Genomic DNA, 13308 nt, shown 5'->3' on the forward strand with positions numbered 1-13308 from the left:
AGTACGATTAATAGTTATTAAGTGGAAGCCATCCGCTTCTCACCTTGCGGCTTTAGCTAGTAAGGTTAATATGGGCATGGTTTGATTGTGCTTTTTAGCGGGTGGCATGTATGTGCCATCCGTTTTTATTTTAGTTCAAAAATAACAGGAGGTGAGCGGCAATTAGCAAAGAGACTTTAAGGATTAATGAGGAAATCCGTGCCAGAGAGGTTCGTGTCGTAAGTCATAACGGAGAGCAGTTGGGAATTCTTGCGACCAGAGAGGCTTTGCGTTTGGCTGCAGAGCAGCATCTTGATCTAGTGGAAGTGGCTCCGACGGCGAAACCGCCCGTATGTCGTATTATGGATTTTGGTAAGTTCAAATATGAACAGCAAAAACGGGAAAAAGAAGCCAAAAAGAAACAGAAAGTGGTTACAGTAAAAGAAGTAAAATTACGTCCTAATATTGAAGATCATGACTTTAATGTCAAATTAAAAAATGCGCAGCGTTTTTTACAGGATGGCGACAAAGTTAAGGTAACCATTATGTTCCGCGGCCGGGAACTTTCCCATCCGGAGCTTGGGAGACAGGTGCTTGTTAAAATGGCCAATGAACTGAAAGACATGGTCATTGTTGAGCGTGAGCCTAAACTCGAAGGTAAAAATATGATTATGATTTTGGCAGCTAAATCACATAGCTAAGCCTTACAATTAGAAGGAGGACCCACAAATGCCTAAAATAAAAACACGTAGAAGCGCCGCTAAGCGGTTTAAAGTTACAGGCTCAGGCGAATTTAAACGCGCCAAGGCTTTTAAGAGCCATATTCTTGAGAAAAAGTCTCCGTCACGCAAACGTAATTTGCGTAAAGCCGCTTTGGTAAGCAAGTCTGATCATGAGCGTGTAGCAAAAATGCTTCCTTACGCTTAAAAATTAATATTTAAACAGGGGGTAAATGACATGCCAAGAGTTAAAAAAGGCGTGACTGCACATAGACGTCATAAAAAGATCTTAAAATTGGCGAAGGGTTATAGAGGCGCTAAGAGCAAACAGTTTAAAAAAGCAAATGAAACGGTAATGAAAGCTCTGTATTATGCTCGCCGCGACCGTCGTGCCAAAAAAGGCGAGTTCCGTAAGCTGTGGATTGCTCGTATCAATGCAGCTGCCCGTATCAATGGTATTTCCTACAGTCAGTTGATGAATGGCCTGAAAAAGGCAGGAGTTGAGGTCAACCGTAAAATGCTGGCCGAGTTAGCCGTAAGCGATATGCCTGCCTTTGGCAAATTGGTCGCTGCTGCTAAAGAACAGTTGCGTTAAATCTGCGCAAAAAAGTCCGGAAAATTCCGGACTTTTTTTGTAATTTGTAATATGAGTAGTTTTCCTGTTTTTCTGTGAAAACTAAATGTAATTCAGTTAAAGAGCCTGCCTTGCCGAACGTACAGATCGGAAAAAGGAGGGAAGGGGTATGGCAGAATGTATAACCAGTCTGCAAAATAAATATATTAAACTGGCTGCAGCATTAAAACAAAAGAAATACCGTGAAGAAACCGGGTTGTTTGCAGTAGAAGGAGTACGGTTGGTTGAAGAAGCGGCCCGGTCTCATTATCGAGTGGATACGTGTCTGTATGTTCCCAAAGCCTTGGAGCAAAAGCGGGTACAAGATATTTTAAATAGGTTTAAAAATTCGGGAACCCGTGTATTGGCAGTTTCAAACGAAGCGTATCATAAGGTGACGGATACACAGGAACCACAAGGAATTATGGCTTTAGTGGAGAAGTTTCAGCCGGATATTTCCGATTTGCTTGCGTCCGAAAAGTTGCCCCTGCTACTTGTTTTGGATCATCTACAAGATCCGGGAAATGTGGGCAGCGCCATACGTTCGGCCGATGCGGCCGGTTGTACCGGAGTGATTTTATCCCGTGGATGTGCTGACTTGTACGCTGGCAAAACCGTGCGCTCCACCATGGGTTCTCTGTTCCATCTGCCGGTTTTGGAGAATGTTGATTTGCCTGCTTTTCTGGCAGTGTGTAAAAATAACAGGATTAATATTATGATAACAACTTTGTCTGACGCCCGTGTATATTTCCATGTGGATTTTACCCGTCCTGTTGCTATTGTTTTTGGCAACGAGGGAAATGGGGTTACTGCCAGCCTTTTGCCAGAGGCGGATGAACGATTATATATTCCTCTTAAGGGGAAAGCGGAATCTTTAAATGTAACTGCGGCAGCATCTGTTATTTTGTACGAAGCTGTCCGGCAGCGACAGTACATGGGCTGATGCTGCCGGAGGGGGGAAAAGACGTGAAGCAACTTGTAAATTACGGATTCTTATGCTACAATAAAAAAGCGTAAATATTCAAATTCCGATAACTAATTAGGGAGGGTGTGGTCTCTTGTGTTGACCGCCGAATTCTTTTGGAAACTGTTTAAAGCTACAGGTTCTGTTGCTGCGTATTTATCCTATCGACAATTAATGATACAATAAGCCAGTGTGGCATTGCGATGACGGAGAAAGTATGTTAGGGGTGTTTCCTACAGGGAGGGTGCTGCCATAGATTGAGAGCGGCCCGGAGACATATAGCAGAAGTTCGCTCCTGAGTATCTGGGCTGAAAATTCATGTAGGCCGGACGTTTTCCGCGTTAAGGAATCGGAGTAGATAAGTAGGGTGGTACCGCGGAAGTATGACTTCCGCCCCTTTAGGGGCGGAAGTTTTTATTTTTTAGGAGGTTGGGTTAGCTATGGAAGAACAATTAGAGTCCTTGAAAAAGGCAGCACTTCAGGAACTTAAAGAAGCCGATACTTTGGGTGTGTTGAATGAATTACGTGTTAAATATTTAGGGAAAAAGGGAAGTTTGACCGGGGTGTTAAAAGGACTTGGTAATTTACAGCCGGAGGAAAGACCGCGTATTGGGCAAATTGTAAATGCCATCCGGACACAGTTGGAAATGGAAATTGCCAATAAAAGCGATGAACTGAAGCAAGCGGAACTGGATAAACGCCTTGCTTCGGAGCGGATTGACGTCACCTTGCCGGGAAGAACCTCCAATATCGGCAGCAGGCACCCGCTGACTTTAACACTTGACCGTATTAAGGATACATTTATGAGAATGGGGTTTGATATAGCAGACGGACCGGAAGTGGAAACCGATTATTATAGTTTTGAGGCGCTGAATTTGCCGAAGGATCACCCGGCGCGCGATATGCAGGATTCTTTTTATATTACCAGTGATATTTTGCTCAGACCCCATACTTCACCGGTGCAGGTACGTACCATGCAGGCGGCCGATCCCGGACAGCCTATCCGCATTATTGCACCGGGAAAAGTATACCGCCGCGACTATGATGCAACTCATTCTCCGATGTTTCATCAGGTCGAGGGTTTGGTGGTTGACAGGGGCATTCGTTTTTCCGATTTAAAAGGAACGCTAGAGTTGTTTATTTATGAAATTTTTGGCAACGATGTTCGGGTAAGATTCCGTCCCAGTTTCTTTCCGTTTACCGAACCTAGTGCTGAAGTCGATGTATCCTGCGTAATGTGCGGCGGTAAAGGGTGCCGGGTATGTTCGGGAACAGGATGGCTGGAGATACTGGGATCAGGCATGGTGCATCCAAGGGTGCTGGAGATGAGCAGGTTTGATTCGGATAAAGTGAGTGGCTTTGCTTTTGGCATGGGTGTGGAGCGGATTGCCATGTTAGTTTACGGCATTGATGATTTGCGTCTCTTTTATGATAATGATTTGCGCTTTTTGCGGCAGTTTTAAGGAGGGTCTGATATATGCGCGCATCAATTAAATGGCTTAAAGATTATGTAGACTTTAGAGAAACACCGGAACAACTGGCTGATATGCTAACGATGGCCGGTGTTCCGGTTGCAACTGTGGAATATTTGGGAAAAGATATTGAAAATATCGTTACCGGGAAGATTCTTGCTATTGAGCATCATCCCAATGCGGATAAATTATCAATATGTAAAATTGATACCGGTTCAGAAGAGCCTCTTACCATCGTAACGGGTGCCAACAATATTAAAACCAATGATATGGTGCCGGTAGCGCTGGTAGGGGCTAAGCTGCCGAATGGAATGGTCATTAAACCCAGTAAGCTGAGAGGTATTCTGTCCAACGGTATGCTGTGTTCGGCAGAAGAACTAAAGCTTGACAGCAAGTTGCTGCCGCAGGAAGCCAAAGCGGGAATTTACATATTGCCGCCGGCGACGCCCGTTGGCATGGATATAAGACCTGTATTGGGATTGGATGACACAATATTAGAGTTTGAACTTACCGCCAACCGGGCAGATTGCTTTTCTATCTTAGGATTGGCCCGTGAAATTGCTGTATTGACAGGCGGCAGTGTCAAAAAGCCGATGTTAAATCTCAGGGAAACGGGAAAAGAAAAGGCGTCGGCTCTTGTTCAGGTTAGGATTGAGGATAGGTCATTATGCTCCCGCTTTGCTGTGCGGGTTCTGCAAAATGTAAAGGTTGGTCCGTCACCGGACTGGCTTAAACACCGTCTTCAAGCGGCCGGAATGCGTTCAATTAATAATGTAGTCGATGTTACCAATTTTGTTATGCTGGAACTGGGGCAACCGATGCATGCCTATGATTATAATTTACTGTCCCGGCATACCTTGGTTGTCCGGAAAGCTTACCACCAGGAACGGTTAACTACACTTGATGGTGTAAAACGTGAACTTACCGGCGATATGCTGGTAATTGCCGATGCAGTACAGGCTGTGGGGATAGCAGGGGTGATGGGGGGGTTGGCTACCGAAGTCACCAATAATACACAAAATATATTACTGGAAGCGGCTTGTTTTAACGGAGCCAGTATCCGGCGAACTTCCCGTGCATTAGGACTGCGTTCCGAGGCCTCCGGCCGTTTTGAACGGGGAGTAGATACAGCCAATATAATCCGGGCTTTGGACCGGGCCGCCAAATTGCTGGAAGATATGGGCGCTTGTGAGGTTTGTCCGGGCATTGTGGATAACTATCCCAATGTGGTACTTCCTAAGCAGGTTGTATTTACTGCTAAGCAAATTAATGACCACCTGGGAACCGATATCTCGCCCAAAATTATGATTGACATTTTAAAACGCCTGGAGTTTGAACTGGATTCTACTAGTGAGGGTCATACTATTACGGTAAATGTTCCCACCTGGCGTGGGGATGTCACCAGAGCGGCTGATATTTCGGAAGAAATAGCCCGGATATATGGCTATGATAATATACCGTCCACAACTCCCCAAGGTAATATGGTCCGTGGCGGACAAAGCGTTTTACAATCTATTGCGGAAAAAATTAAAAATAGTTTGTCCGGAATCGGCTTCTCCGAAGTCATTTCTTTCAGCTTCACTCATCCTTCCATTTTGGATAAGCTAAATATACCGCAAGATGATAATCGGCGTAGGGCAGTCACTATTCTCAATCCCATTACTGATGATTTTCCCCTGCTCCGGACGACTTTACTGGGCGGTATTCTGGAGACCATTGTGCGAAATTTATCACGTAAGAATGAAAATTTGCGTATTTATGAACTTGGCGCGGTCTATTTACCGGAAAAACTGCCGCTGGATGCTGATTCGCTGCCGCAGGAACCGTTGGTTTTATGTGGAGCCCTAGTGGGTAACCGCGAAGAGGCAGCATGGAATCACAGTAGAGAACCGGTAGATTTTTACGATGCTAAAGGTACGGTTGAGGCAATTTTGACTTCCTTGGGAATTGATGATTATCTGACTACACCAGCCGAGAACCCTTCTTTTCATCCGGGCAAAACCGCAATAGTCACTAAACAGGGTGATGCCTTAGCGATTATAGGGGAAATACATCCCGGAGTACTGGATGCGTTTGATATTACCCGTAAAGTCTATGTTTTTGAAATGAATGTAGAATTACTTGCCAAACATACGCGTCTGATCAGTACGTATCGTCCGTTGCCTAAATTTCCGGGGATTAATCGTGACATCGCCGTGATATTGCCGGTTGATATCCCTGCTGATAATGTATATCGGGCTATTCTCGGCAATGCAGGGCAATTGCTTAGTGATGTAAAACTGTTCGATGTATATACGGGTGAACAAGTTCCGCAGGGCATGCGCAGTCTGGCATTTTCTTTATATTTCCGTTCGGTGGAAAAAACTCTGACCGATGAAGAGGTCGAAATTCCTTATAAGAAAATTGTTGCAGCGCTGGAAACAACGTTTGGTGCCAAAATTCGCAACTAACCAATATTGTTATTTAAGATTTGGCGTTTAGGTCAAATCTTTTCTTCTTTTTTGGGGCAGGATTTAATTAAAAGAAGATAGAATGTAAAACAAGAGGAATTTGCAAAGAAAGTTAGACTGTTGCAATATTCAACAAATTAGGTTAGTTGGTGAAAAACGCGCAATGAATGAAAAAAAGAGCAAGGTTACGGTTGAGATTTTTGGTGAATCGTACGCGTTAAAAGGAGATGCTGAGGCGGAACGAATCGTCAAAGTAGCTGCTTTTGTTGATGAACGCATGCATAAAATTGCTCAGGCTAATGTTAGGCTCTCACCTGCTAAGATTGCCGTATTGGCTGCGTTAAATATTGCAGATGAGTATTTACAATTAGAAAAAGATTATCAAGAGTTGTTGGAATTATTAAAAGACGAGAAGTAGTCTTGGCCGGTTCCATACAGTATAACCCTACAGTCGTTTGTGAATAATACGACCAGGGGGTGGTTAAGTTGTTCGGTTTGGATACTATGATTGATAGCAGCGAAATCGGGCAGGTAATGTTTCATATCATTCTTCTTTTTACTGCGGCGCTTATTGTGGTTCGATTGATGGGAAACCGTACGGTAGGGCAACTTTCCCCATTCGATTTTGTTATTATGGTAGGTATTGGTGATATTATTGTCAGTGCAGCCATGGATAAATCCTTGACTTTGTTGTCCGGAGTAGAAGGTTTGCTAGCGCTGTTGTTTTTACAGCAATTACTATCTTATCTGTCTTTAAAAAGCACGACCCTGCGCAAATGGTTTGAAGGTACGCCGGTCTTATTGATTCAAGACGGGAAAGTTATTAAGGAAAATTTTTCTAGTACCTACTTTAATTATGATGATTTGCGACAGGAGTTGCATCGGCAGGGAATGGACATAACTGATTTAAAAGATATTAAAATTGGCCGTTTGGAAAGTTGCGGGGTTTTTACTATTATTAAAACACCGGAAGCTGAACCTGTTACTAAGAAAGATATGGATGATTATATCAAAAGCTTGTTTGACAATCCGTTAAGCCCTTTAGGGGCGCATATGGTAAAAATGGAGAAGGCAATGGAGAATTTACAGACTATTGCTGATGGCATCCGGCAATATACAGCCCAGAGCGAAACTTGCCCCAACAACGATAATGGCAGCAGGAACTAGAAAAAGAGTTGCGTTAAAGGGGAAGGGGGCGGCCCTTCTTTTTTCAGGCATAAATTTGTCATTCCGGCAAGCGTGGAGAAGGTTATGCATGTATTACTGATTTTTATTGATGGGGTGGGACTAGGAGAAAACAATTCCGCTGTAAATCCTTTTGCCCGTTATAGTATGCCTTTATTTCAGAAGATATTTGGTGGTTCTTTAACCCGCTCGCTGGGAAAAGTGATACAGTCCGGAGGTTGTTTAGTACCTACCGATGCGGGACTGGGTGTTACCGGACTACCGCAAAGTGCTTCAGGACAAACTACCTTGTTTACCGGAATTAATGCTGCACGGGTAATGGGAATGCATGTGCATGCTTTTCCCGGGCCACGACTGGCTGAGCTGATTGCAGAAGCGGGCATTATGAAACGTTTGCTTGCCCGGGGATTTCAGGTAACATCTGCCAATATGTATGCACCGGATTATATGAATTTGGTTGCCGCACGTAAAAGGCGGCATGCAGCGACTACTCTCGTGGTCCTGACAGCCGGACAGCCTCTGCGCTCATCAGGGATATGCTTGACGGAAAAGCGGTATATCAGGATATTACGAATGAAATGTTGCAATTATCCGGTTTTAAAGAAATACCGGTTGTTTCTCCGGAGTTGGCAGGGCAACGGTTGCTGGAGCTTGCCGGGGAGCATCATTTTACTTTATTTGAATATTTTCAAACGGACCGGTGCGGCCATAAACAGAATTGGAAGCAGGCTGAAGTGATTATTAGCATATTGGGTCGTTTTTTGCTGGAGATTTATTGCTCGTTACCGGAAAATATGCTGGTGTTGATAACCAGTGATCACGGAAACTTTGAAGATCTAAGTACTAAAAAACATACGTTGAATCAAGTTCCCACTATTTTGTTTGGCAAACATTGTACAGAAATCGCTAAAAAAATAAATTCTTTAGTCGATGTGACACCGGCTGTTCTGGCGGCTGTAGATAAGGTATAGAAGGAGATGGAAGGGTTGGAACTTTTGGCTCCGGTAGGCAGTCAAAAAGCTTTGGTCGCAGCTGTGGAAAGCGGTGCCAATGCCGTATATTTAGCCGGGAAGCTATTTGGCGCCCGGGCTTACGCTGATAATTTTAATGAGGAAGAACTGGCTGAGGCGGTAAAACTGGCTCATTTGCGTGGCGTATTGGTTTATGTTACCGTTAATACGCTGGTGGACAATCAGGAAATTCAGGATTTAATCTCCTATATGCAGTATTTGGACCGTATCCATGTCGATGCCATTATTGTTCAGGATATTGGCGTTGCTGACATCGCACGCCAGGTTATCCCTTCAATGCCGCTGCATGCCAGTACGCAAATGACTATTCACAATCTGGACGGCGTTCTGTTTCTGGCGAAAAACGGGTTTTCCCGGGCAGTTTTGGCCAGGGAATTGTCCTTGGAGGATATCCGCTACATTTGCCGTTATTCTCCTATTGAAATTGAAATTTTTATTCATGGTGCGTTATGTATTTCTTATTCGGGGCAATGTCTGATGAGCAGCATCATCGGTGGGCGTAGCGGCAATCGCGGGCGTTGTGCGCAGCCCTGCCGGTTGCCGTATACTCTGGTGGATAAACAAGGCTGCAATGCCCTTGACGACCAGGATGCCGGAGAATATCTGTTAAGTCCTAAAGATTTAAATACAATAGACAGCATTCCGGAATTGCTATCGGCCGGAGTAACTTCATTAAAAATAGAAGGCAGGATGAAACGTCCGGAATATGTAGCTGTTGTGGTGGATACTTATCGCCGCTCGCTAGATGCCTGTTTAGCCGGAAACGGTAAAAGAGCATCTAGTTTAGGTGATCATAAGAATTTGGCACAGGTATTCAACCGTGATTTTACCACTGCTTATTTATATAAACATAGCGGACGTGAAATGATCAGTCACCGGCGTCCCAATAATCGTGGCGTCCGCATCGGCCGGGTACTTGAATACCGGGCAAACAGTAAGACAGCGGTCATCCGTTTGGATGAACCGCTCTACAAGGGTGATATTATTGAGTTTTGGGTTAAAGTCGGCGGGCGGGTGAATATAACCGTCAATTCCATGTCTATAGATGGCGAGCCGGTATTAGAGGCTCCTGCCAATACAGCAGTTGCCGTTCCTGTACCTTCTCCGGTCAAATCCAATGACCGGGTTTTCAAGGTCTTTGATGCCCGTTTGATGGAATATGCCCGTAAATTTTTTGCCGGTGTAGCACCGGTCAGACGTATCCCCGTCAAAGTGTTGGTAGAGGTCGCTGTAGGAGAACCATTAAGAATCTGTATAGAGGATACCGATGGTTATACCGGCCAGGCTGCTACACATTTCATAGCGGAAAAAGCCCGTAACCGGCCGTTGACAGCGGAAACGATCAGCAGGCAAATCGAACGGATGGGTAATACGGTATTTGCCGTACAATCGTTGAATTGCCAGATACAAGGCGAGGTTATGGTACCGGTAAGTGAAATCAATGATGCCAGGCGCCGGGCAATCGACGGATTAGAACAGGCCCGTTTGGACCGGTTTATACGGTCCAGGGAAAAGTCTGTGGTTTTGCCGCGTATTGCCGGCCCCGTAATTCGAGAAAAAAAGCGGATGATGCCGCAGCTGACTGTTCATGTGGATAGTGTAGAGAAGGTAAAGCAGGCTCTTGATCATGGTGCCGATGTGATCTTGTTTGGCGGTGAAACCATGAATCATCGCATGATTCCGACTGATGAGTATCGTAAAGTGGTGGATATGGTACGGACCAAAGAGAAGAAGATCATCTTAAGTACTCCCCGTCTGGTAAAAGAATGGCAGGTGGACAAGATAAAGAAGGAACTGACGTTATTCGGACAATTGACTCCTGATGCTGTAGCGGTGAGTAATCTCGGCGTATTGCATATGGCCAGGGAATTGACTGATATACCGCTGCATGGCGACTATCCGCTGAATATTTATAACTGGGCTGCCATTAAATTTTTACAAGAACAGGGGTTGGACAGTATTACGCTGTCACCGGAACTTAATTTTTCACAAGTGGAGGAAATCGTCAGCCTGTCCACTTTACCGGTGGAATGTTTAGTTCACGGGTATTTGACACTGATGATATCGGAATATTGTATGCTGGGAAGTTTTCTGGGTAATTTACATGCCGGATCGTGTTCACAGGCTTGTTTGAAGGGGACATACTGGCTTAAAGACCGTAAAGAGGAAATTTTTCCGGTGGTTACCGATCAATTTTGCCGTATGCATATTTTAAATGCGAAAGAACTCAGCATGTTGCCGTATATCTACCGCTTTTACGAAATGGGTATTGACAGAATACGTATTGAAGGGAAAAATGATAGACCGGTGCAGTTGGGAAGGCTTGTCCGGCTGTACCGCGAGTGCCTTGAACAAGAGCGTGATTCATCTGACCGCCTGCAGGATAAAATTAATCAGCTTGAGCATGAGAACATCACCAGGGGGCATTACTTCCGCGGGGTTTTATAGCTTACGGCGGGCTATGAATGCGATATAAGCGTTGGAGGAGAAAGAATACTTAATGAATGATTTAGCTTTACATATATTGGAGTATCACAAAATCATTGAACAGCTGGCCTGTAACACCACTTCGACGATGGGGCGGGAACTGGCAGAAGCTTTACTACCGACGGGTGATATGGTACAGGTTGAAGCCCGGCTTGCTGAAACTTCGGAAGCGAGAGAAGTTATGTCCTTGGTTCCCAGCGTACCCTTAGGGGGAATACGTGATATCCGACACGTTATTAGACGTGCCGAACTGGGAGCGATACTCGAGCCTGCCGATTTGCTGGCTGTTGGCAGTGTTCTTTATGCATCCCGTAGAATAAAACATTTTTTTTATGAATTAACGAAGCCAGTACCTATTTTAGCCGGGCTAGTGGAGCAGATTGCGGTACAACGGCAACTTGAGAATACAATCGAAAATACTGTTACCGAACAGGGAAATATCAGGGATGATGCCAGTGTTGAACTTTTACGGCTGAGACGTGCCATTCGGAATACACAGGCAAGTATCAAGGATAAAATGGATCATATATTGCGGTCGGGGGAGTATCAAAAATTTGTTCAGGATTCTTTGATAACCATTCGGTCAGATCGTTATGTTATACCGATTAAGCAGGAGTACCGGCAACATTTCCCGGGAATTGTACATGATCAGTCGGCAAGCGGAGCAACCGTATTTATTGAGCCGATGGCGGTTGTGAATTTGAATAATGATATCAAACAGTTTACGGCAGCGGAAAAAAATGAGATAGAGCGGATTCTAGCTACGGTAAGTGCCCAGATAGGCAAAGAAAGTGAAGCCATCATTCATAATTGTCAAATGTTGTCACAAATCGATTTTGCTTTTGCTAAAGCCCGTTTGAGTTTTGCGATGGAGGCTCAAATGCCCCAAATCAATAAGCAAGGTTATGTTCATTTACAGCGTGCTCGGCATCCTCTGATTCCTTCCGATGTTGTGGTGCCGATTGACATTCGGCTTGGCAGGGATTTTAATACTTTGCTGATTACCGGACCTAATACCGGAGGCAAGACAGTAGCTCTAAAGACAATCGGACTTTTTGCTCTAATGGCGCAGGCCGGACTATTCATTCCGGCCGCCAGTGGATCTGCCATTTCCGTATTTTCCAATATTTTCGCTGACATTGGAGACGAACAAAGTATTGAACAAAGTCTAAGTACTTTTTCCTCGCATATGACTAATATAGTTAAGATTTTGCAACAAGCGTCCAGCCGTGATTTGGTATTGATTGATGAAATCGGGGCGGGAACTGATCCAGAAGAAGGTGCTGCGCTGGCTATGGCTATATTAGAGTACCTGCTGCAAACAGGAGTCAAAACGGTTGCAACAACACATTACAGCGAATTAAAAACGTTTGCGTATAGCCATAATGGGATTGAAAATGCCTCTGTGGAATTTGACGTGGAAACACTTAGACCAACGTATCGTTTGTTAATCGGTATCCCGGGCAGCAGCAATGCATTTGCCATTAGCCGGCGTTTAGGCCTGTCTGGCACTATTATCAGCCGTGCACAGGAGCTTATTGAAAGAGAACACGCTGAGCTTGAAAATGTACTTAATTCCCTGGAAGAACAAAAAGTAACATATAGCCGCCGTAATGAAGAAATTATAAAACTTGAACGGGAACTGAAGCTTAAACATGCCCAGGTGACGCAAGAGTATAGCGACCTTATGGAAAAGAAAAGCAAAATGTTGCGCAAAGCTCAGCAGGAAGCGGCTACGCTGTTGCGTCAGACGAAAAGAGAGGCTGAAGAGGTGATTGCAGAGCTTAAAGCACAATTTGCGGTTAAGGATGAGCGGGAGCGGCAGTTAGCTGTAACTAATGCGAGAAAACGCTTGCAGGAGTCTGGTGCAAACCTCCAGGATATTTCAGAAGAACCGGATCATTTGCCGCATCTTTCTCCGCAACAAATAAGACCAGGTCTTCGTGTTTTTGTTACAACTTTAAAGCAGACAGGCACGATTCTGTCGGCCGGTTCAGAGGAATTGACTGTACAATTGGGCATTATGAAAGTCAATGTACCTCTTGCGGTTTGCCGCCTTGCAGAGCAGAAGGGCGAAGGGGAGAGACAATGTAGAAAAAGTTCAGACGGTCGTAAGTTGGATGTAAGCCAGAGACGGGAAGTAGCGCGGCAAATTGATATCCGTGGAAATACCGTTGAAGAAGCGGAAATGATATTGGGGAAATATCTGGATGATGCAGTCGTTGCCGGTTTGACTCAAGTGCTTGTAATCCATGGTAAAGGGACGGGTGCCCTGCGTAAGGGGATAAGAGCATATCTGAAACAGCATTATCATGTTAAAGATATAAGTATTGGTGAAGTAACAGAAGGCGGTGACGGGGCAACTGTCGTCCGCTTGTCATGAATTAGAGGTGTGGAATCACACCTCT

General features: G+C 44.8%; 12 protein-coding genes and 2 other annotated features. All 12 genes read left to right on the forward strand.

From position 1 onward, the window contains the following. Nucleotides 1-13: 13 nt before the first annotated feature. Nucleotides 14-137, forward strand: a sequence feature (ribosomal protein L20 leader region). 24 nt (nt 138-161) lie between these two features. The 12 genes from infC to P22_RS11350 all read left to right on the forward strand — a co-directional run bounded on the left by infC (nt 162) and on the right by P22_RS11350 (nt 13283). Beyond that, nucleotides 162-680 carry a translation initiation factor IF-3 gene (gene infC / locus P22_RS11300; protein WP_072169797.1) on the forward strand — a complete coding sequence of 173 codons (519 nt, stop codon included), beginning with the start codon at nt 162-164 and terminating at the stop codon, nt 678-680. Nucleotides 681-708: 28 nt separating this feature from the next. Then, the gene (gene rpmI / locus P22_RS11305) at nt 709-906 is read left to right on the forward strand and encodes a 50S ribosomal protein L35 (RefSeq protein ID WP_054260349.1); all 198 of its coding nucleotides are present in this window, start codon (nt 709-711) and stop codon (nt 904-906) included. Nucleotides 907-936: 30 nt separating this feature from the next. Continuing rightward, entirely contained in the window at nt 937-1293 is a 357-nt protein-coding gene (gene rplT / locus P22_RS11310) for a 50S ribosomal protein L20 (protein ID WP_054260350.1), read from the forward strand. A 148-nt stretch (nt 1294-1441) separates the two neighbouring features. Further along, nucleotides 1442-2254: a TrmH family RNA methyltransferase gene (locus P22_RS11315; protein ID WP_054260351.1), complete on the forward strand. Its 813-nt coding sequence runs from the start codon at nt 1442-1444 to the stop codon at nt 2252-2254. A 215-nt stretch (nt 2255-2469) separates the two neighbouring features. Further along, nucleotides 2470-2676: a binding site (T-box leader), on the forward strand. A 39-nt stretch (nt 2677-2715) separates the two neighbouring features. Continuing rightward, nucleotides 2716-3738: a phenylalanine--tRNA ligase subunit alpha gene (gene pheS / locus P22_RS11320; RefSeq protein WP_054260352.1), complete on the forward strand. Its 1023-nt coding sequence runs from the start codon at nt 2716-2718 to the stop codon at nt 3736-3738. Between the two features lie 14 nt (nt 3739-3752). Beyond that, nucleotides 3753-6197, forward strand: a complete 2445-nt coding sequence (gene pheT / locus P22_RS11325; RefSeq protein WP_054260353.1) for a phenylalanine--tRNA ligase subunit beta — start codon at nt 3753-3755, stop codon at nt 6195-6197. 163 nt (nt 6198-6360) lie between these two features. Beyond that, a complete protein-coding gene (locus P22_RS11330) occupies nt 6361-6615 on the forward strand; it encodes a cell division protein ZapA (protein WP_054260354.1) in 255 nt (84 codons plus the stop codon). A 68-nt stretch (nt 6616-6683) separates the two neighbouring features. Continuing rightward, complete coding sequence (locus P22_RS11335) at nt 6684-7364, forward strand: DUF421 domain-containing protein (RefSeq protein ID WP_235814626.1); 681 nt, start codon at nt 6684-6686, stop codon at nt 7362-7364. An 84-nt stretch (nt 7365-7448) separates the two neighbouring features. Beyond that, entirely contained in the window at nt 7449-8120 is a 672-nt protein-coding gene (locus tag P22_RS11340; RefSeq protein ID WP_235814633.1) for a hypothetical protein, read from the forward strand. Then, entirely contained in the window at nt 8024-8353 is a 330-nt protein-coding gene (locus tag P22_RS21175; RefSeq protein ID WP_235814631.1) for a hypothetical protein, read from the forward strand. Before P22_RS11340 ends, P22_RS21175 begins: the two co-directional genes overlap by 97 nt. 6 nt (nt 8354-8359) lie before the next feature. Then, the gene (locus tag P22_RS11345; RefSeq protein ID WP_054260355.1) at nt 8360-10861 is read left to right on the forward strand and encodes a U32 family peptidase; all 2502 of its coding nucleotides are present in this window, start codon (nt 8360-8362) and stop codon (nt 10859-10861) included. A 52-nt stretch (nt 10862-10913) separates the two neighbouring features. Next, on the forward strand, nt 10914-13283 hold the full coding sequence (locus P22_RS11350) for an endonuclease MutS2 (protein ID WP_054260356.1): 2370 nt from the start codon (nt 10914-10916) through the stop codon (nt 13281-13283). Nucleotides 13284-13308: the final 25 nt, after the last annotated feature.

Origin of the sequence: Propionispora sp. 2/2-37 (assembly GCF_001298735.1) — a bacterium.
Classification (GTDB): Bacteria; Bacillota; Negativicutes; order Propionisporales; family Propionisporaceae; genus Propionispora.

What these genes read in the sequence shown, in the direction of transcription:
- P22_RS11340 (WP_235814633.1), top strand. Translation starts at nt 7,449, where the DNA reads ATGCATGTATTACTGATTTTTATTGATGGGGTGGGACTAGGAGAAAAC.
- rpmI (WP_054260349.1), top strand. Translation starts at nt 709, where the DNA reads ATGCCTAAAATAAAAACACGTAGAAGCGCCGCTAAGCGGTTTAAAGTT.
- rplT (WP_054260350.1), top strand. Translation starts at nt 937, where the DNA reads ATGCCAAGAGTTAAAAAAGGCGTGACTGCACATAGACGTCATAAAAAG.
- P22_RS11350 (WP_054260356.1), top strand. Translation starts at nt 10,914, where the DNA reads ATGAATGATTTAGCTTTACATATATTGGAGTATCACAAAATCATTGAA.
- P22_RS11345 (WP_054260355.1), top strand. Translation starts at nt 8,360, where the DNA reads ATGGAAGGGTTGGAACTTTTGGCTCCGGTAGGCAGTCAAAAAGCTTTG.
- pheS (WP_054260352.1), top strand. Translation starts at nt 2,716, where the DNA reads ATGGAAGAACAATTAGAGTCCTTGAAAAAGGCAGCACTTCAGGAACTT.
- pheT (WP_054260353.1), top strand. Translation starts at nt 3,753, where the DNA reads ATGCGCGCATCAATTAAATGGCTTAAAGATTATGTAGACTTTAGAGAA.
- P22_RS11330 (WP_054260354.1), top strand. Translation starts at nt 6,361, where the DNA reads ATGAATGAAAAAAAGAGCAAGGTTACGGTTGAGATTTTTGGTGAATCG.
- P22_RS11315 (WP_054260351.1), top strand. Translation starts at nt 1,442, where the DNA reads ATGGCAGAATGTATAACCAGTCTGCAAAATAAATATATTAAACTGGCT.